Origin of the sequence: Mesorhizobium cantuariense, assembly GCF_042647205.1 — a bacterium.
Classification (GTDB): Bacteria; Pseudomonadota; Alphaproteobacteria; order Rhizobiales; family Rhizobiaceae; genus Mesorhizobium; species Mesorhizobium cantuariense.
The window spans coordinates 2,556,498-2,574,544 of the sequence record NZ_JBHRVD010000001.1 but is presented as its reverse complement, the minus strand read 5'-3'; the positions used below and the strand labels follow the sequence as shown (position 1 = coordinate 2,574,544).

The 18,047-nt window shown below is 62.6% G+C and carries 24 protein-coding genes and 1 riboswitch; of the genes, 11 read left to right on the top strand and 13 right to left on the bottom strand.

Going from position 1 to position 18,047, the window contains the following annotated elements:
• Nucleotides 1–9: 9 nt before the first annotated feature.
• From ACFOJ9_RS12050 to ACFOJ9_RS12040, 3 genes are all read right to left on the bottom strand, one after another.
• On the bottom strand, nucleotides 10–798 hold the full coding sequence (locus ACFOJ9_RS12050) for an ABC transporter ATP-binding protein (RefSeq protein WP_378979079.1): 789 nt from the start codon (nucleotides 796–798) through the stop codon (nucleotides 10–12).
• A complete protein-coding gene (locus tag ACFOJ9_RS12045; RefSeq protein WP_378979078.1) occupies nucleotides 795–1,193 on the bottom strand; it encodes a DUF1636 family protein in 399 nt (132 codons plus the stop codon). The genes ACFOJ9_RS12050 and ACFOJ9_RS12045 overlap by 4 nt, the downstream gene beginning before the upstream one ends.
• A 93-nt stretch (nucleotides 1,194–1,286) precedes the next feature.
• A riboswitch (cobalamin riboswitch) is annotated at nucleotides 1,287–1,493 on the bottom strand.
• Between the two features lie 80 nt (nucleotides 1,494–1,573).
• Nucleotides 1,574–2,308 (bottom strand): DUF4198 domain-containing protein, encoded by a 735-nt coding sequence (locus ACFOJ9_RS12040; RefSeq protein ID WP_378979077.1) that lies wholly within the window; start codon nucleotides 2,306–2,308, stop codon nucleotides 1,574–1,576.
• A 210-nt stretch (nucleotides 2,309–2,518) separates the two neighbouring features.
• Here ACFOJ9_RS12040 and ACFOJ9_RS12035 point away from each other — a divergent pair, with 210 nt between their 5' ends.
• Nucleotides 2,519–3,352, top strand: a complete 834-nt coding sequence (locus tag ACFOJ9_RS12035) for a GyrI-like domain-containing protein (protein WP_378979076.1) — start codon at nucleotides 2,519–2,521, stop codon at nucleotides 3,350–3,352.
• A 4-nt stretch (nucleotides 3,353–3,356) separates the two neighbouring features.
• Here the strand turns inward: ACFOJ9_RS12035 and ACFOJ9_RS12030 are convergent, their stop codons facing one another.
• Genes ACFOJ9_RS12030 through ACFOJ9_RS12020 form a run of 3 tightly spaced genes read right to left on the bottom strand, consistent with a single transcriptional unit; the run spans nucleotide 3,357 to nucleotide 6,993 of the window.
• Complete coding sequence (locus ACFOJ9_RS12030; protein WP_378979075.1) at nucleotides 3,357–4,502, bottom strand: DSD1 family PLP-dependent enzyme; 1,146 nt, start codon at nucleotides 4,500–4,502, stop codon at nucleotides 3,357–3,359.
• On the bottom strand, nucleotides 4,499–5,800 hold the full coding sequence (locus ACFOJ9_RS12025) for a D-arabinono-1,4-lactone oxidase (protein WP_378979074.1): 1,302 nt from the start codon (nucleotides 5,798–5,800) through the stop codon (nucleotides 4,499–4,501). The genes ACFOJ9_RS12030 and ACFOJ9_RS12025 overlap by 4 nt, the downstream gene beginning before the upstream one ends.
• Before the next feature lie 5 nt (nucleotides 5,801–5,805).
• Complete coding sequence (locus ACFOJ9_RS12020) at nucleotides 5,806–6,993, bottom strand: MFS transporter (protein WP_378979073.1); 1,188 nt, start codon at nucleotides 6,991–6,993, stop codon at nucleotides 5,806–5,808.
• 125 nt (nucleotides 6,994–7,118) lie between these two features.
• Here ACFOJ9_RS12020 and ACFOJ9_RS12015 point away from each other — a divergent pair, with 125 nt between their 5' ends.
• Complete coding sequence (locus tag ACFOJ9_RS12015; RefSeq protein WP_378979072.1) at nucleotides 7,119–7,745, top strand: TetR family transcriptional regulator; 627 nt, start codon at nucleotides 7,119–7,121, stop codon at nucleotides 7,743–7,745.
• A 28-nt stretch (nucleotides 7,746–7,773) separates the two neighbouring features.
• Here ACFOJ9_RS12015 and ACFOJ9_RS12010 read toward each other — a convergent pair whose 3' ends face one another.
• Nucleotides 7,774–8,541 (bottom strand): hypothetical protein, encoded by a 768-nt coding sequence (locus tag ACFOJ9_RS12010; RefSeq protein WP_378979071.1) that lies wholly within the window; start codon nucleotides 8,539–8,541, stop codon nucleotides 7,774–7,776.
• Between the two features lie 187 nt (nucleotides 8,542–8,728).
• Between ACFOJ9_RS12010 and ACFOJ9_RS12005 the strand changes: the two genes are divergently transcribed.
• The 5 genes from ACFOJ9_RS12005 to ACFOJ9_RS11985 all read left to right on the top strand — a co-directional run bounded on the left by ACFOJ9_RS12005 (nucleotide 8,729) and on the right by ACFOJ9_RS11985 (nucleotide 12,564).
• Complete coding sequence (locus ACFOJ9_RS12005; protein WP_378979070.1) at nucleotides 8,729–9,526, top strand: class I SAM-dependent methyltransferase; 798 nt, start codon at nucleotides 8,729–8,731, stop codon at nucleotides 9,524–9,526.
• 164 nt (nucleotides 9,527–9,690) lie between these two features.
• Nucleotides 9,691–9,987 carry a co-chaperone GroES gene (gene groES / locus ACFOJ9_RS12000; protein WP_006203049.1) on the top strand — a complete coding sequence of 99 codons (297 nt, stop codon included), beginning with the start codon at nucleotides 9,691–9,693 and terminating at the stop codon, nucleotides 9,985–9,987.
• Between the two features lie 62 nt (nucleotides 9,988–10,049).
• Nucleotides 10,050–11,705 carry a chaperonin GroEL gene (gene groL / locus ACFOJ9_RS11995; RefSeq protein WP_378979069.1) on the top strand — a complete coding sequence of 552 codons (1,656 nt, stop codon included), beginning with the start codon at nucleotides 10,050–10,052 and terminating at the stop codon, nucleotides 11,703–11,705.
• A 254-nt stretch (nucleotides 11,706–11,959) separates the two neighbouring features.
• Entirely contained in the window at nucleotides 11,960–12,157 is a 198-nt protein-coding gene (locus ACFOJ9_RS11990; protein WP_378979068.1) for a type II toxin-antitoxin system HicA family toxin, read from the top strand.
• Nucleotides 12,154–12,564, top strand: a complete 411-nt coding sequence (locus tag ACFOJ9_RS11985) for a type II toxin-antitoxin system HicB family antitoxin (protein ID WP_378979067.1) — start codon at nucleotides 12,154–12,156, stop codon at nucleotides 12,562–12,564. The genes ACFOJ9_RS11990 and ACFOJ9_RS11985 overlap by 4 nt, the downstream gene beginning before the upstream one ends.
• 85 nt (nucleotides 12,565–12,649) lie before the next feature.
• On the opposite strand, the gene ACFOJ9_RS11980 is transcribed toward ACFOJ9_RS11985, so the two are convergent.
• Nucleotides 12,650–13,288, bottom strand: coding sequence for a TetR/AcrR family transcriptional regulator (locus tag ACFOJ9_RS11980; RefSeq protein WP_378979066.1), 639 nt, complete (start codon nucleotides 13,286–13,288; stop codon nucleotides 12,650–12,652).
• Nucleotides 13,289–13,386: 98 nt separating this feature from the next.
• Here ACFOJ9_RS11980 and ACFOJ9_RS11975 point away from each other — a divergent pair, with 98 nt between their 5' ends.
• From ACFOJ9_RS11975 to ACFOJ9_RS11960, 4 genes are all read left to right on the top strand, one after another.
• Nucleotides 13,387–14,397, top strand: coding sequence for a zinc-dependent alcohol dehydrogenase family protein (locus tag ACFOJ9_RS11975; protein WP_378979065.1), 1,011 nt, complete (start codon nucleotides 13,387–13,389; stop codon nucleotides 14,395–14,397).
• 34 nt (nucleotides 14,398–14,431) lie between these two features.
• Entirely contained in the window at nucleotides 14,432–14,878 is a 447-nt protein-coding gene (locus tag ACFOJ9_RS11970) for an OsmC family protein (RefSeq protein ID WP_378979064.1), read from the top strand.
• A 16-nt stretch (nucleotides 14,879–14,894) separates the two neighbouring features.
• Entirely contained in the window at nucleotides 14,895–15,281 is a 387-nt protein-coding gene (locus ACFOJ9_RS11965; RefSeq protein ID WP_378979063.1) for a nuclear transport factor 2 family protein, read from the top strand.
• Between the two features lie 223 nt (nucleotides 15,282–15,504).
• Nucleotides 15,505–15,783: a hypothetical protein gene (locus ACFOJ9_RS11960; RefSeq protein WP_378979062.1), complete on the top strand. Its 279-nt coding sequence runs from the start codon at nucleotides 15,505–15,507 to the stop codon at nucleotides 15,781–15,783.
• A 102-nt stretch (nucleotides 15,784–15,885) separates the two neighbouring features.
• Here ACFOJ9_RS11960 and ACFOJ9_RS11955 read toward each other — a convergent pair whose 3' ends face one another.
• From ACFOJ9_RS11955 to ACFOJ9_RS11935, 5 genes are all read right to left on the bottom strand, one after another.
• Entirely contained in the window at nucleotides 15,886–16,497 is a 612-nt protein-coding gene (locus ACFOJ9_RS11955) for a LysE family translocator (RefSeq protein ID WP_378979061.1), read from the bottom strand.
• A 235-nt stretch (nucleotides 16,498–16,732) separates the two neighbouring features.
• Nucleotides 16,733–17,113, bottom strand: a complete 381-nt coding sequence (locus ACFOJ9_RS11950; RefSeq protein WP_378979060.1) for a YkgJ family cysteine cluster protein — start codon at nucleotides 17,111–17,113, stop codon at nucleotides 16,733–16,735.
• A gap of 21 nt (nucleotides 17,114–17,134) precedes the next feature.
• Complete coding sequence (locus ACFOJ9_RS11945) at nucleotides 17,135–17,302, bottom strand: hypothetical protein (RefSeq protein WP_378979059.1); 168 nt, start codon at nucleotides 17,300–17,302, stop codon at nucleotides 17,135–17,137.
• Between the two features lies 1 nt (nucleotide 17,303).
• The gene (locus ACFOJ9_RS11940) at nucleotides 17,304–17,711 is read right to left on the bottom strand and encodes a hypothetical protein (RefSeq protein ID WP_056593642.1); all 408 of its coding nucleotides are present in this window, start codon (nucleotides 17,709–17,711) and stop codon (nucleotides 17,304–17,306) included.
• Nucleotides 17,711–17,935: a hypothetical protein gene (locus ACFOJ9_RS11935; protein ID WP_109663043.1), complete on the bottom strand. Its 225-nt coding sequence runs from the start codon at nucleotides 17,933–17,935 to the stop codon at nucleotides 17,711–17,713. Before ACFOJ9_RS11935 ends, ACFOJ9_RS11940 begins: the two co-directional genes overlap by 1 nt.
• Nucleotides 17,936–18,047: the final 112 nt, after the last annotated feature.

The following is an 18,047-nucleotide window of genomic DNA, read 5'->3' as shown; positions in this document are numbered from 1 at the left end:
CGGCTTCAATCAGGATGGCGGCGAGGCACGGTTCGGAACCTCGAACACCGTCAGTTCGCGGTCTTCGGTCGGATGGCGCAGGCGCAACACGTCGATGCCGAAAATCTCGCGGATCAGCTGTTGGGTCAGCGCTTCGCGCGGTGCGGCAAGCGCCTGCAGACGGGCATGGTTCATCACCGCCACCCGGGTGGCGAAAGGTGCCACCAGCGCCAGATCGTGCAGCACCGCGATCACCGTCATCTCGAAGCTGGCCACGAGTTCGAGCAGTTCGCCGCGGGCGCGCGGGTCGAGATGGTTGGTCGGCTCGTCGAGGAACAGGATCTTGGGCTGCTGGGCGATGGCGCGCGCCAGTTGGGCGCGTTGGCGCTCGCCGCCCGACAGCGAGCCGATGGTGCGGCCAAGCAGCGGCAGCAGGCCGGTCCGGCGCAGCGCGTCGACGACAATATCGCGTTCCTCGCTCCTGCGCCTCAGCCCGGCGTGCGGGACCCGGCCAAGCTCGACATAGTCGATCACCGCCAGCCGCGGATCGGGCTGGTCGGTCTGGCCGACCACGGCGATATGCAGTGCACGCTCGGCGGCCGAAATCCTGTCCAGACGACGCCCGGCGAGCTTCACCTCGCCTAAGCTCGGCCGCAGCATGCCCGACAGCATGCGCAGCAGCGTCGTCTTGCCGGCGCCGTTGGGACCAATGATGGCAAGGCGGTCGCCAGCGGCCACCGACAAGCTGACCGCTTGAACCAGATCCCGCCCATTGGCCATGGCACAGAGGTCACGTGCTTCGAGAAGCGCTACGGTCATCGGCTGCTGCCCGCCGGATCGCCGGGGATGCGGGCCAGCGTCTTGCCGGCCAATCCCGCCGGATGCTGACCGGAACTGCACCAGCCATCGGCGAGCGAGGCGTAGAGTTTGGCGAATCGCACGAGGTCGCCAACATCGGCGCGTGCGTCGATGGAGCCGAAGAGATAGGCAGTCTTGCCTTGCGCCTGGAAGGCGACCGTCAGCGGCCGTGAGCAACCTGCCATGCAGGCCACGCCTTCGACCGCGAAGCCCCGCGCCACCGCCGGCTCATGCTGGGCCGAGAGCCGGGAGTGCAAATCGGCACAAAGGTCTTCCCCGGACCTGACGCCAGTCACATGGTCACGGCAAAGCGTGCACACGATGATGCGATGGATGGGATCGATGGAGCCGTCCAACTTTCCGTCACTTTCCAAAACTGGCGACGGAAGGAAGCTGGCGAACCGGCCGACAAGACCGAGATTCGCGTTTCCTCCCGGCACACCCCGTCCGGTCAACTCATGCTGATGGCAGGTCTCCTGGCTCGCGGGTCGTTGCGCCATCCTGCCTTCCCAGCCTTGCCGGCCAGTGGCATTCACGGATTTTGCTCGCCGCTTACAGTTGCGGGGGCAGCCACGGCCTCGACCCCTGGGGATCTCACCGTGTTCCCTTTTCACCCCTCGCCTTTCGACTCGGGGACCATCACCGCCCCAGCGTAGATTTCCATCGATCGCATCACAACGACTTTTTGCGATACGTCCTTTCGAATTTCGCCGCCCTCACGCTCGTCCTAGAGACTTCATTCGTCGACGTGATCGGCAGCGACAAAGCTCAGCGTCGCGGTATAGCCAATCTCATCAGCCGCAGGATCGTCCCCGAGCACCACGGAGCGATCGACCGCAAGCACGTTGAGGCCGTCATTGCGCAGTTCGATCTCGACCTCACCATGGGCGTCGGTCTTTACGGATTTGAGGCTGGGCGCATTCACATAGTCGATCATCACCTCGACATCGGGCAACGGCGCGCCTTCGAACAGAACTTTCACCTTGAACGTGTCACCTGCTTTGAGTTCCTTCGGGTTGCTCAACGGGACGATCTGGAGGGTCTGCTTCGGGAGAACAGGCAGCGGCCCTTCGGCGTGGATGAGGCTGATGTTGTTCTTGATGTAGTGACCGCTCGACTTCGCACCGGGAACCTCGTGCCTGGGCCTGTTGACCCATTTGCCGTCTGCGCCCTGCGACCAGAAACCATTGTCGAACACCAGCCCGATCACGGCCGGCTCCGATGCTGCCGACAGGATGGCGTGGTTGCCCATCGGCTTGATTTCGACGGCGACTGGTTTGCCGTCTTGCCCGAGCGCGACGACCTCCGTCACCTTGGCAGGATCATAGGGATCGTCGCCGGCGCCATGGCCATAGATCACAGCAAGGTCGCCCCAGCGCTCGGCAATCCATGCGCCGTGTGCAAAAGCGGCGGTGGAGGTGGCCAGCAGTGCGGCGACGAGAGCGAACGGTCTTGCGAGAGAGGGGATCATGTTGTGCCTCATTTTGATATGTAATAACATTACCCTTGAAGAGATATTTCGCTGCGCTGTCAATCCCTCTTGTCGAGGCCAAGCCTGAGGCGCCGGAAAATATTGATTTCCCTCTCGCAGTGGTCTGGATTTTGTGCTCTGCGCAATTTCGATCAAACTGGCCGCGCGCGGAGACGGCAAGATGATCCGGCCAATGCGAAAAAGAGCCGTATGAACCCGACCGAAAAAGCGCTGTGGTTCGTCGAGAGCCATCTGCCGGAGGCGATCTCGCTCGACGATGTCGCCCAAAGCAGCGGCGTGTCGCGTTTTCATGTGACGCGGGCTTTCGGGGCTGCCACCGGCCGCTCGGTGATGGGCTACATGCGCTCACGCCGGCTGACCAAGGCGGCCCGCAAGCTGGCCAGCGGCGCGCCCGACATCCTCATCGTCGCGCTCGACGCCGGCTACAACTCGCATGAGGCGTTCACCCGTGCCTTCCGCGATCAGTTCGGCACGACGCCGGAACTGGTGCGCGCGCAAGGCACACTCGACAAGCTCGACCTCGTGGAGCCGATCCTGATGGACCAGTCCTTTCTTGCCAATCTCGAGGCGCCGCGTTTCGAGACCAGCCGGCCGTTTCTGATCGCTGGTCTCGGCGAACGCTACAGTTGCGAAACCAGCGCCGCCATCCCGATGCAGTGGCAGCGCTTTGGCCCCTATATCGGCAGCATTCCGGGCGAGACCGGCAACGTCGCCTATGGCGTCTGCGTCAACGGCGACGATGCCGGCAATTTCGACTACATCGCCGGCGTCGAAGTGTCTGATTTTTCCGACCTGCCCAGGGAATTCAGCCGGGTGCGGGTGCCGGCGCAGAAATATGCGGTCTTTGCCCACCGCGAACACATCTCGACCATCCGCCGTACGGTCAACACCATCTGGAACAAATGGCTGCCGGCCTCCGGCCACGAGATATCGGATGCGCCGGAATTCGAACGCTATGGCCCCGAATTCGACCCGCGCAGCGGCAATGGCGGGCTGGAGATCTGGATACCGGTGAAGGCGTAGCCGATCACGCCATCGGCAGTGCCGACCAGCGATCGGCGATCCTGCCGCCGGAAAACACCGCGATCGATCCGAACTGCTGCAGCACGGCCTCGCTCTGCGTCGGCCGCAGAAATGCATAGTCGCCTGGCCTTGCGGTCGCATCGGCCGGCAGGCTCATGAATTGCTGGTTGGAGGACAGGCCGAGCAGGCCGTTCGTCTGCATGCCTTCGGGAAAGACCGGTTCGGCCATCCATTTGCCGCCATAGAGGTAGCAACCCTTGCGCGGGAACCGGCCGAGCGCCTGCAGCGCGCGGGTGACGGCCGGCGGACCGGGCAACATCGACTCGACCACTTTCAGCATCGGCGTCGCGATAAAGGCCGCCGGCTGGAAACCGTCGAGGCCTGATGTATCGAAGTCGCTGGGCAGCACGAAGGCCGAGCCCATCGACACCTCGTTGGCGACGCCGCCATGATGGAGCAGCGCGGTCTTGCTGCCGCCGATGTTCAGGATGCGGCGCTGGTCGGCGCCGAGACAAGCGACGAACGCCGTGGCCTGCGCCGACGCCTTTGCCAAGGCTTTCGCCGGCCCGCCGAACAGACCCGGAATGAGCGGTGCATGCGCCTCGTAGGCCATGACGCCTTCGCAATGCAGCCGTTTATGGGGCTGGAGCGCATTCAATGCCCTCGACAGGGCTTCGGGATCAGCAAAGCCGCCGCGATGCAGCCCGACATCGATCTCGAAAGCGATGCGCAGCTCTGTGTCGAGATCGTCAGCGAGCGCGCCATATTCCGCCAGTCTCTCCTCGCTGTCGATCAGCCAGCAGACACGCGACCAGTCGACATCACCCTTCACCAGCGCCGCCCTTGCCGCATCGACGGGCATCGGCTTGCCATAGAGCAGATCGGCATCGGGAAACGCCTTCAGCACTGCCTCGCTGATCGGCGGATGGAAGGTCATGACGTGATTGGTGCCAAGCGCCTTGCCGATATGCGCAAGCAGCGGCAGGCAGGCGAGCGATTTGTCGACCAGCCGCACGGCAAGGCAGGGATCGAGTCTCTCCTTTACCAGGGCAATGTTGCTGTCCAGCCGGTCGCGATCGAGCAGCAGGCAGGGTTGAAAAATCCCGGCTTCTTTCAGCGCATCCGATAGGGTGGAAAAATAGGCGCTCATTTCTCGATGCCAAAAGGACTGGGTTCTATGCCGAACAGGCCGGCCATGTAGGGCGAGACGAAGCGGTTTTCCGGATCGATGTCGCGGCGCACCGCCATGGCATCGTCCCAGCGCGGGTAGAGCATTTTCAAATCCGCCGCTTTCAGGCTGTGCATCTTGCCCCAATGCGGCCTGCCGCCATATCTGCGGAAGATCGGCTCGGCCGCCCGCATGAACGGCAGCGGATCGTTCGCCGCGTCATGGTGGATGGCGATCGAGCAGGTCTGCCTCTTAAAGAATGGCGACAGCCAGAATTCGTCTGACGCGACCGAGCGCACCTCCATCGGGAAATAGACCTCGGGAAAACGCTTCTCCGTCAGCTCGATGATCTCGGCCAGCGCCTTCGGCCCCTCCTCGAAAGGCAGATGATATTCCATCTCGTTGAACTTGGTCTGCCGGTCGCTGGCATAGACGTTGAGCCAGTCCTGCACATAGTCCTCGGCTGGAAATTTGGCGACCGCCGAGCGGATCAGACGGCCGCGCAGCGACGGTAGCCAGGCAAGCGTGCTGCGCAGCCGGCGCAGCGTCCTCAACCCGGCCTCATCCGCTTCCGGTGGTCGCGCGGTGGGCGCGGCGTCGCTGAGATCGCTGGCGATGAACTGCGCGTAGCCGGAAAACGGAATGTAGTAGAATTCGGCCGAGCGATGCGCGGCCATCATCGTCTCGAAATCGCGCAGCATCTCAGTGATCGGCAGCACCCATTTGCGGCGGCGCAACCGGTAGGTCGCGATGTTGTTGAGCGTCACTTCACTGAGCACGCCGAAGGCGCCAAGCGCGACACCGATGGCGTGGATCATGTCCTGATCCCCTGCCCGCTTGAAGTCGCGGACCTTGCCAAGTCCGTCGACGATCTGCACCGTCTCCAGCTGCGTGTGATAGGCGCCGAGTGTCGGTCCCGAGCCATGGGTCGCCGTGCCCAGCGCGCCGCCGATCGCCTGGCGGTCGATGTCGCCCATGTTGGGCAGGCCCTGGCCGATGCCTTGCAGGATGTGCATCAGCGGGCCGAGCCGGGTCCCTGCCCGCACGCGAGCCTGATTTTTTTCGGCGTCGTGCGAGACCAGCCCTTCCAGTTTCTCCAGGGACAGGATCGTGCCCTGCGATTTTACCAGCGGGGTGAAGGAATGACCGGCGCCGGCGATGCGGACCGGGCCGGGTGCGGTACGCACCAACTCACCAAGTTCCCCGATATCGGCGGGGCTGGCGATCAGCTTCGGCTCGGCGCTAACAAAGCCCGACCAGTTGCTCCAGCTGTTCGACATGCGGCTCACGCAACGGCGCGGCGACGCCGCGTCACGAGGATGAACAGACCGAGCAATGCCACGCTGGCCACGGCGCTGGCGGCGGCGAATTCCGGCACCGGCCGGAAATCCTTGCCGTCGATGAGCAGCGACGCCGCGATCGGCCCGATCGCCAGGCCGAAAAGCTGGGCTGCCGGCACCAAGAGCACGGCGGTGCGTGTCTCGTCGGCGGTGATCGCCAGCCGGATCTGGTAGGGCACGATGAACAAGAGGATGAAGCCCATGACCAGAGCGGCAATCCAGAATGTGGTGAGGCCAGGCCCACTGGCGAGGATCAGGGAGCTGACAAGCGCCACGACACCGATGACGGCGATGGCAAGGCGATAATCGATGCGCGCCTCAAACACGGTGGCCGTCATCGCGCCCAGGACCTGCACGGCGAGGCTGGCCGAGACGATCAGGCCGACAGTGCGGCCATCGATGCCATACTGTGCGCCAAGCGGTTCCAGAAAGGCCCAGACCGCGCCGAAGAACATGAAGTAGCAGAAGACCGACAGCAGCGCGGTCAGCGAAGGGACCGTCAGCACATTGGCCAGGTTCTCTTCCTTGGGCAGGTCGGCATAGTCACCGGGTACGGTGAAGGCGACCGCCAGCGACGCGACGCAGACGACGGCCAGAACGATGAAGCCGCCCGCCGACCCGGCGGCCGGAATGACATAGAGCGCCAGCAACAGGGCAAGCGCGCATTGCGCCAGCGTCTGCATGGTGACAAAAAAGCCGCCGATGCGCTCGGCGCGCCGCGAACGGGCGATCAGTTCGGTGGCGACCGCGACGAGGCCGCCTTCGGCAAGCCCGGCCAGGGCGCGGGCCGCGATCAGTGTGTTGGCGCTTGCGGCATAGGCCGTCCACACATTGGCCAGCGCCAACAGCAGCAGAAGCACGGCACTTTTCCAGCGCATATTGTGCGCCGAGAGCAGCATCGCCACGACAGCCGAACCGATGGCAATGGCGATCATTTCGGCGGTGGCGACCAGCGCCAGTTCATCGCCGCTGACATGGCCCTCGGTGTAAAGGGCGCCAAGCAACACGGGCTGCAAGCCTAGAATGAGCAGGCCGACCGAACCGATCCACAGGGCCGAGGCTAGCTGCCGGCCGGTCGGATTGCCGACCAGCCAGTCGCCACTGCCTGCGTGCCCGGTATCTGTCGAAGCCAAAGGCGCCTCCCAACGTCCTTGCCGCGCGGCAAAAAAGCTGACAACCTGTCAGTATTTCAGAAACTGATACTTGATCATATTTCTTGTCAACCGGAATTTGGAAAACCCGTGCGAAAGATCGGTGCATGACGGACGTGAAGAGAATGGCGACCGAGCCCAGGCGCAGGCCCAAGCAGGAACGCAGCCGCGAGCGCATCGACGCGATCCTGTCGACGACCATGCGGCTGATCGGCGAAAAGGGCATCGACGCCGTCACCATGAAGGAGGTCGGCATGCTGGCGGGCGGGCCGATCGCCACCGTCTATCACTATTTTCCCAACAAATCGGCGATCCTGGCTATGCTTTATGAGCGGTTTTCAGAGGTCAGCCGCGCACGGCTGACGGCCATCATCGGCGACATCCGGGAGGCGAAGGACGTGATCGTGGCCGCCGACCGGCTGCTTGACGACTATCTCAGCCGCGTCGCCGGCGATCCGGCCATCCAGGATCTGCAGAACGCCATCCAGGCCGACAAGGCGCTCAAGAATCTCGACATCGCCGAAACCCGACATCAAGCCAAGATGTTCTGCGACCATGTCACCGCCCTGATCGAGCCTCAGAAGCGCGAGCAGTTCGAACGCATGGTTCTCCTGATCTTCCAGCTCGCCGGCGGTGTGGTCCGCCTGGCGCTTGCCGAGGGCGAAGCGGAAAGCCGCCAGACCATCGAGGATTACCGGTCGATCATCCACACCCAGCTGCGGCTGTTTTTCTAGAGCGTCGCGATGACGATCTCAGCCGCGCCTATTTCACCCGATGGATGAGGCCTTCGAAGCCATCGGCCAAATCGGAAGCGCCGGCCGCGAACATCTTGACGAGGTTTTGCGGACGGCCTGGAGTCTTGTTGGCATCGAGAAGGACGGCCCTGCCCTCATGGATGACGAAATCGAATTTTCCGTAGTCAAAGCCGAGTTCACGCCGCCGCTCACGCAATTCGTCGGGCACCGGGACGGGCTCGCGCCGGATCGTCTCTGATGCCTTGACCAGGCCATTTGGCGAGATGTAGCGGGTACAGCGCTCGCGCTCTCCGCAAAACACCCAGAAACGTACTGCAAAACCGTCGGGTTCTCTCTCCGGAATGAACTTTTCCACGACCAGATCATCGCAATCAAAGACACCATCTGGAACGTCGTCGAGAGATCCATGGATCTCATAGGGATGCAGGATTGGCAGATGCGGAAACGGCGGCTGTTTCCCCGCGCGCTTGGATCGCCGGTTCAGGAGTGTCTCCGGAATACCTCGATTGTTGAGATTGCTCTTGACGATGACCGGGCCTTGCCAGGCGGCGCCTTCTGACATCAGAGCCCCGCTCATCCGCCGTTTGGATATGTCTGTTGCCCCGACATTGAGGCAGAATGGAAAATTCCGGGCATAGTCGACATGGTCCGCAGGCGTGATTGTCGCATCGACATGCAGGACCGCGATATCGGCATCGTATGTCTTCGACAGACCTTGCTGAACCCGAACCGAATGGCCGCGCCTTTTCAATTCCGCAAGAATATCGAAAAGCATGTACGGGCTGCTCCTGCGCAGCAGGATGTCGCGCCTGCCCAGGAATCTGTCATGCTCATGCGTTATCACGACGATACGCGCCACTAATTACCTCTTGGTTTGTCTGTAAATCTCTTGGCTTATCCAGCAACCTCCATTAAGCCCCGATGGTATCTAAAGCTAGACGTCCCGGACCCGATCAGCTTGCATGAAAAATCACTGGGACAATTACCACCGCCATTGGAAACTTCTGGACGCGCCGCTCCGGCCAACAGCGGAAACCATCGGCATATTCGATCGTGAACTTGATCTGAAAAACGCCGATGTCCTCCTCCTTGGAGTGACGCCGGAACTGGCAATCCTGGGCAGATCGATGTTGGCGGTCGATCAATCGGCAACCATGATTTCCGGCGTATGGGCCGGCGACAATGCCTTGCGAAGGGCAATCGCCGGAAACTGGCTTGACCTGCCCGTGGATCGGGCAAGCATCGACGCCGTCATTGGCGACGGATGCCTGTCGGCAGTCGATTCCAAAGCCGCGCGCAGTTCGCTGTTTGGCGAAATCGCCAGGGTGCTGAAGCCCGGCAAGCGCGCTGCGATCCGCATCTTCGCGCGGCCGGAAACAGCGGATGACCTGCAGGGTATCGAAGCCCTGGTCCTGGCCGGTGGGGTCGAGAATTTCCACGCGCTCAAATGGCGCATCGCGATGGCGTGTACGACCGACGACTGCGATTTCGCAATCAAGGTGCGAACGATCCGCGACACCTTCGACAGCCTGTTCCCCAACCGCGAAGCTCTTGCCGCAAGGACGGGTTGGAGCATGGTGTCGATCAACACGATCGACGTCTATGCAGGCTCGGACATAAGCTACAGCTTCGCGACGCTGGCCATGCTGATCGACGAAGCGAGCAGGTGGTTCGGCGACATGCGCATCGTGCCGAGCGGCAGCTATCCCCTGGCGGAACGTTGCCCGCTTCTGGTGTTCGGTTCGGCCAAGCCCCGATAAGTTCATCATCATGGTGCCAAGAGGTGCTCCGAGCGCCTTGACTCCGGCAGGCCGGCGGCCTATTTCAGCGCCACGTTAGCACTCGCCTTTGGTGAGTGCTAACCATATGTCCGGCGCCGCCGGACGGAGGAACTGTTCTCACCGTTCTCATCGAGGAAGAAAAAATGGCAAAGTCGAAGTTCCGCCCGCTTCATGACCGCGTGGTCGTTCGCCGGGTCGAATCCGAATCCAAGACCGCCGGCGGGATCATCATCCCGGACACGGCAAAGGAAAAGCCGCAGGAAGGCGAGATCATCGCTGTCGGCTCCGGCGCCCGTGACGAAGCTGGCAAGCTGGTCCCGCTGGACGTCAAGGCTGGCGACCGCATCCTGTTCGGCAAGTGGTCGGGCACCGAAGTCAAGCTCAATGGCGAAGACCTTCTGATCATGAAGGAATCCGACATCATGGGCATCATCGGCTGATATCAGGCCTTTCCCTCAACTGAATTCCCGGGCTCGATCAAAGCCCCTGCCAGGAGCTAAAAATGGCTGCCAAAGACGTAAAATTCTCCCGTGATGCCCGCGAGCGCATGCTGCGCGGCGTCAACATCCTTGCCGACGCGGTGAAGGTCACCCTCGGTCCCAAGGGCCGCAACGTCGTCATCGACAAGTCGTTCGGCGCCCCGCGCATCACCAAGGACGGCGTCACCGTCGCCAAGGAAATCGAGCTTGAAGACAAGTTCGAGAACATGGGCGCGCAGATGGTCCGCGAAGTTGCTTCGAAGACCAACGACATCGCCGGCGACGGCACCACGACCGCGACCGTTCTGGCGCAGTCGATCGTCCAGGAAGGCCACAAGGCCGTTGCCGCCGGCATGAACCCGATGGACCTGAAGCGCGGCATCGATCTGGCCGTGACTGAAGTCGTCGCGGCGCTCGGCAAGGCTGCCAAGAAGATCAAGACCTCCGAGGAAGTTGCCCAGGTCGGCACGATCTCGGCCAATGGCGACGAGTCGGTCGGCAAGATGATCGCGGAAGCGATGCAGAAGGTCGGCAACGAAGGCGTCATCACGGTTGAGGAAGCCAAGACCGCCGAGACCGAACTGGAAGTCGTCGAAGGCATGCAGTTCGACCGCGGCTACCTCTCGCCCTACTTCGTCACCAACGCAGACAAGATGGTTGCCGAGCTCGAGGACGTCTACATCCTCCTGCACGAGAAGAAGCTCTCCAACCTCCAGGCCATGCTGCCGGTTCTCGAAGCCGTCGTGCAGACCTCGAAGCCGCTGCTCATCATCTCGGAAGACGTCGAAGGCGAGGCTCTGGCCACGCTGGTCGTCAACAAGCTGCGTGGCGGCCTGAAGATCGCCGCCGTCAAGGCGCCGGGCTTCGGTGATCGCCGCAAGGCCATGCTGGAAGACATCGCCATCCTCACCGGTGGCCAGGTCATCTCGGAAGACCTCGGCATCAAGCTCGAGAACGTCGGCCTCAACATGCTCGGCCGCGCCAAGAAGGTGTCGATCTCCAAGGAGAACACCACCATCGTCGACGGTGCCGGCAAGAAGGCCGAGATCCAGGGCCGCGTTGCCCAGATCAAGCAGCAGATCGAAGAGACCACCTCGGATTACGACAAGGAGAAGCTGCAGGAACGTCTCGCGAAGCTCGCGGGCGGCGTTGCGGTGATCCGCGTCGGCGGTGCGACGGAAGTCGAAGTCAAGGAAAAGAAGGACCGCGTCGATGACGCCCTCAACGCGACCCGCGCGGCCGTCGAAGAAGGCATCGTTGCAGGCGGCGGCGTAGCCCTGCTGCGCGCTTCGGCCAACATCAAGGCCACCGGCGTCAACGCCGACCAGGCTGCCGGCATCAACATCGTTCGTCGTGCGCTGCAGGCTCCGGCCCGCCAGATCGCGGCCAACGCCGGTGCGGAAGCATCGATCGTTGCCGGCAAGATCCTTGAGAACAAGGGCGCGACCTTCGGCTACAACGCCCAGACCGGCGAATATGGCGACATGATCGCCATGGGTATCGTCGATCCGGTCAAGGTTGTCCGTACGGCTCTCCAGGACGCGGCCTCGGTCGCCGGCCTGCTGGTCACCACCGAAGCCATGATCGCGGAGGCTCCGAAGAAGGAGTCGGCTGGCGGCGGCATGCCTGGCGGCATGGGCGGCGGCGGCATGGGCGGCATGGGCGGCATGGACTTCTAATCCAGCCAATCTGGCTAAGCTTACGGAAAGGGCGCCGAAAGGCGCCCTTTTTTGTTCTGCCAGGACGTTTACTTCACTAATAGCACTGCCGGGACTTGAATTGGGGCGACACACCGCGCGGAACGCTTGGCGCGACATTGAACTAATGTTTCCGCTGGCGTCAGAATGGGTGTTGGCTGATGTCTACAGGGCACGGCACTCGTGAATGTTGATTTCAGTGGGCGTGTGTATTATCTTACACGGAGAATGCAGCTGTGGAACGCGATAGCCGCGCCCTGATCAAATTGTTGGAGGCTGATGGCTGGTTCAGAATTGGCGCGACCGGTTCTCACCACCATTTCAAACACCCAATTAAGCCGGGCAAGGTTACAATTCCGCATCCGCGCAAGGACATGCCTACAGGAACCGTTCGCGTTTTGTTGAAGCAGGCGGGCCTTCTGAACCATAAGTGAGAAGCTTGCGTTACATCGCCTTCATCCACAAGGATCCGGATAGCATCTACGGCGTGAGCTTCCCCGACATGCCTGGCTGCATCTCGGCAGGAGATACGATCGACGAAGCCGTGCGCAACGCCGTAGAGGCGCTGTCCGGTCATGTCCGCATGCTGGAAGCGGACGACGATCCAGTTCCCCCGCCGCGCGACTTCGACGCCATCATGAGTGATCCCGAACTTGCGGAGGATCGCGACGGCGCCATGACGACTGTCATTCCGCTGATACGTGATCGCGGATCAACGACGCGGATCAACGTATCGTTCGATCTGGGCCTGCTCGAAGCCATCGATGCGACGGCTCGTGAACGCGGACAGACACGCTCGGCCTTCCTTGCCTCAGCCGCTCGCAAAGACATTGTAGATTAGCTGCGCAAGAAAGCCCGCTGCCTCCGGTGCATGGCCGGAATTACGCTGGTCCTTGCCGCGTTGACCACACAGGCGCGTCGCGATATCAGGACCCCGGCGATGATGGTATCTCGGCCGTAGAAACCGACGCGTCGCGATTGCGGCCTCCTCCGGCAAGCACCGCGGCTTCGATCAGTGCCGCCACCTCGTCGGCCACGGCCTGTACCGGGGCGCGGTCGCGGGTGGCGCGGGCGATCACCATCAGCCCTTCCAGCGACGATTCGACCAGCAGCGCCAATGCATGCGCGCGGCGCTCGGGCACCCCTGCCCTGACGAAGGCGTCCCGCAGCAGGGCTATCCACTGTTCGAAGGCCGAGCGGCACAACTCCGCCAGTTCCGGCACGTCGGTCGGCGAGTCCAGCACGACAGGCGCGATCGGACAGCCGAGCGAAAACTGGTTGTCCTCCAGCATGCGCCCCACCGACTGGTAGATATGATGGACGGCCACCGCCGGATCCTTTTCGGCAGCCAGCGCTTCGCCCAGCCTCTCCGTCACGTCGGCAACGCTGCCGCGCGTCACCTCGATGACCAGCTGGTCCTTGCCGCCGGGAAAGTGGAAGTAGAGCGAGCCCCGCGGTGCGCCGCTGGCGCTCAATATGTCATTGAGCGAAGTGCCGTGATAGCCGCGCTGCCTGAGCAGCAGCCCAGTCGTCTCGAGTATGCGGGTGCGGGTGTCGTTGGCCATGTCAACCTCTGTCAGCAGGAATCACTATAGGCCTTGCATCGAGTATGACAATCGGTCTACATAATATGTAGATCAGTCTACATATTTGAGGAGCCAGCATGCGAAGCTACCGTCTTGAAGGATCCGGCGGGACCGAATGCCTGGTGCTGCGCGACGCGGCGCAGCCGGAACCCAAACCGCATGAGATCGTGGTGCACGTTCGCGCCACCTCGCTCAACCGGCGCGACACGCTAATCCTCAACGGCACCTATCCGCTGCCGCCGCGCCAAGGCGTTGTTCCGCTGAGCGACGGGGCCGGTGACATTGTCGCCATCGGCGATGCCGTCACCCGCTTTGCCGTCGGCGATCGCGTGACAGGCAGCTATTTTGCCCGCTGGATCGACGGCCGCATCAATGCCGGGCTCATCGACCAGCTCGGCTGCACGCTGGACGGCATGCTGGCCGAATGCACTGTCCTCGACGAACAATGGGCGGTGCGGCTGCCCGATCATCTCGACTGGCACGAGGCGGCGACGCTGACCTGCGCTGGCCTGACCGCCTGGAATGCGGTGACGGGCGCCGGAATTCCGAAGCCAGGCCAATGGGTTCTGGTCATCGGCTCGGGCGGCGTCTCGCTGTTTGCGCTGCAGTTCGCCAAGCTGCTCGGCTGCCGTGTCGTTGCCGTCACCTCGCGCGGCGAGAAAGCCGACAGGCTGCGGGCGCTGGGCGCCGACCTGGTCATCTCGACATCGGATATGCCGCAATGGGGTGCGACCGTTCGCGACCAGACCGGCGGCATCGATCTCGTCGTCGAGACCGGTGGCCCGGCGACCTTCGCGCAGTCGCTGATTGCCAGCACGCTTTACGGGCACATCGTGCTGCTGACGCTGCAGGATGCGAAAGGCGGATCGATCCAGATGCCCGCGGCACTCTACCAGCGCAGCCTGGCCACCATCAGCCGCCTCTTCGTCGGCAGCCGGACCAATCTCGAAGCCATGCTGCGCGCCGTCTCGCAGCACCGCCTGCGTCCTGTCATCGACAAGGTCTTTGCCTTCACCGAGGCCGGCGAGGCCTACCGCTATTTCCAGGAGGGCGACGTCTTCGGGAAGGTGGTCATCGACGGCGCCTGACCCATCAATGTCTCAAACCAAAGGAGGAACGACAATGACAATTCGTGAAGCATCGGCCAAGTGGCAAGGGACGCTGAAGGAAGGTTCCGGGCGGCTGCGGCTCGGCAGCGGCGTGTTCGAAGGCGCCTATTCCTTCCCGTCGCGTTTCGAAAACGGTCCGGGCACCAATCCGGAGGAACTGATCGCCGCAGCGCATGCGGGCTGCTTCTCGATGGCGCTGAGCGCCATATTGGGCAACGCCAATCATGTCCCGACAAGCATCAGCACCGTCGCCAAGGTGCATCTCGGCGCAACCGCTGCGGGACCGACAATCACCCGCATCGAGCTCGAAACCGAGGTAGAGGTCGCGGGACTCGCCGACGATGAATTCGAGCGCCTTGCACAGTCCGCCAAGGTAGGCTGCCTCGTCTCACGGGCCCTTGCCGGCGTGTCTCAGATCACCCTCAAGGCCACGCTCGTCGAAGCCGCCAAAGGCCCATGAAGCCGGGAGAAGGACGATGACACAGGAACTTATCATGGACGCAGCCGCAAGCGATCTGTCCCGGCAGACGGCCGAGATCATGCGGCGCTACAACGACGTGTTCCAACGCCATGATCCCTCCGCACTTGCCGAACTGGTGGCTGAGGATTGCGTGATCGAGAACACCGTGCCGGCGCCGGACGGGGCACGCCATGCCGGCAAGGCGGCGTGCGTTGGGCTTTGGACGGCGATCGCAACCCAGGCCGGCACGCGCTTCGATATCGAGGAAACCTTCATCGCCGGCGAGCGGGCGACGATCCGCTGGCGCTATTTCATGGCCGACGGCAATTCGCTGCGCGGCGTCAACCTCATGCGCGTCGCCGACGGGCGGATCGTCGAAGCAATGGGCTACGTCAAGGGGTAGCGCCGGCCGGCGCTACCGATCCGCCAGCGCCAGCTTGGCGCCGAGGGGTGCGACGCACCAAGTCAATGCGACGGGCCGACAGACCTTCCGCTAGTCCATATTGACGCACGAGGACGCCCGACCGCAGCCATATGAGTTACTCCTAATACAAATCAATCTGTGCTAGAATTTAGTGCGACCGCCATTCGACGATCGAGAAAGACCATTAGGGAGGACTCGTGTGATGAACATCAGAACCGCCTGCTTTGGAGTACTCGCATTGGCTGTCTTCAGCGGCACGGCGTTTGCCGGGGCGCTCGACTCGCCCAAGATGATGGAACCGTTTTTCACCGATTCGGGCATGAAGACGATGAAATCCGACGATGAAATGAAGGCGGCCTGGGCAGCGATGTCCGCGGACGATCAGGCCATGATGATGAAGGAATGCCAAGACGCTGCGATGAGCAAACCATACGCACCGTTCTGCGAAAAATTGAAGGCCCTCGGCGGCGCAAACAAATGATCGCCCGGAGTTGAAGAGCAGATGAAGGCGGGCTCTAGGCTCGCCTTCTGACTATCTGGGCAGGGATTTTGCGCAGAGACCACAGGACCCGCGAACCGGTTTCTACCGATCAGCCAGCGCCAGCTTTGCGCTAAGCATGACGAAGGCACCGGCGAAGGTTCGGCGCATCCAGGTCAACACCATTGGCCGCGACACGACATGGCTGCGGATCGAAGCGGCGAAGACGCCGTAGCCGACGAAAACCACGAAGGTCAAAAGCATGAAGACGGAGCTGAGTTCCAGCATCTTCGACAACGCGTTGGGCTCGGTGGTGCTGACGAATTGCGGCAGGAAGGCGAAGAAGAAGATCGACAGTTTCGGGTTGAGCACGTTGACGAGGATACCGGTGGCGATCACCTTGCCGGCCGAGCGCGGCGTCACATCCTGCTCGACGCTCAGACCACCCTTTTCCTTCAGCGTGTTCCAGGCCATGTAGAGCAGATAGGCGACGCCGAGATACTTCAGCGTCTCGAAGGCGATCGCGCTGGTGTGCAGCAGCGCCGCCAGGCCGGTGATGGCGGCGGCCATATGCGGGATGATGCCGAGCGTACAGCCGAAGGCGGCAATGATCGAGGCCCGCGCCCCGCGCGAGAGGCCCGCGCTCAGCGTGTAGAGAACGCCGGTGCCGGGCGAAGCCACGACGATCAGCGACGTCAACAGAAATTCGATGCTCATGAAATCCTCCGCTGCCCTGCCCGGCGAGGAAGGTATCGGGACAGACAATGACGCACAAGCGGCGGTGAGCTTGATCTCCCCCCTCGAGGGGGAGATGTCGCCGAAGGCGACAGAGGGGGTCGCTTCGCATGAAGCGCCAGCGCCTCTTACGACGAGAGGACGCCAGCGCTCTATATGGGGCGACCCCCTCTGACCGCTTCGCGGCCATCTCCCCCTCGAGGGGGGAGATTGGCAGTTACACCGGCAATCCGTGCGCGCGGCGGGCCATCAGGCAATCGTCGTCGCCAGGCATGCAGGCGTGGCAGACATCCGGGCGGAGTTCATAAATGCCGCAACCGGTCGACTTGCCGATTTCGCCGGACAGCGCCGAGCAACGCACGCCCTCGCAGCGCATGCCGGACAGATTGGCCGCTACATATTTTGCCGGGATCCGGTCGAGCTGCGCATCATCCTCGGTGGAAAAGCGCGGCCACTCGGCCGAATAGGAACAGCAGGCGCCGCAGCTCTGGCAGTCGAACAGAGCAGCGGTGCTGCGTTGCGACGCCAAAAGGCTTGCAGCGGCTACCGGGGCAGACGGCCCCGGCGCGGCAGGATTGCGATCGGCGTCTTGCGGCAAGGCGCTATTTCTTCTTGCCTGTCATTTCTTCTTGCCCGTCTTGCGCGACGACGCTTCGGCCGGCGACTTGAACAGATCGGTCGCAGTCTCGGCGGGCCCGTCACCTTTCGGCGCGGCAGCCGGCTTGGCCGACTTTGCGGCGGCGGCCGGGGCTGCCGGCTGGTCCTTGGTGGAGAATTTTATGGCCATGTCAGTCCTCGTCGACGAAGCGCGATGATGGTGCGCGCGGATTGCGCAGGCGGCCGATCAGCGCCGAAACCGCCGTGATGTTCATTTCCTCGGGCGACCAGTTTCTGACTTCCGCGATGTGGTGCACTGCCAGCTCACGATGCGTGCTGCCGCTGTAGGCGGCATCCTGATGGGTCACGCGCTCATGCGTCTTGGCATCTTCGCGGACATATTCGATCAGGTAGTTCGGGCATTCGGCGCGACCGCGCACACCGAGCCGCACCTGGGCATCGCCATGGGCGCGTTTGCAGCGCTCCAGCTTTTCCAGAACCCGGCGCACATATTCGACCGGCTTGTTGAGGCCTTCGACCACGTCGGCGATGGTCGAGTCGGCGGCGATCAGTTTCGGAGGCACGCGCTTGGTAGCCATCAGCGTCTTCCGGCTCGCTTCGGCAAAGCGGCCAGCGCCGCGGCGGCGGCCAACTCGTCGGCCTCCTTCTCCAGACGCTGTTCGCGCAGGCGCGCAGTCTTGGCTTCCCGCGCCTCGCTGACGGCATCGCGTTCGGAATTGATGCGGTTGAGTGACATCGACTGGGTTTGCGTCTTGCTGAACAAGGACACGGCCTGTTCGACTGTCTTCGAATGAGCGGTCAAAATCTTTCTCCTGTCAGGAGCCTGTGCCGATGGAGCGAAACCGGGTCTTCGGTCAGGACCACGCACAAAGCAATACGGCAGCGGATTCAAATTGCTGGAGCGTCCCTTAGCA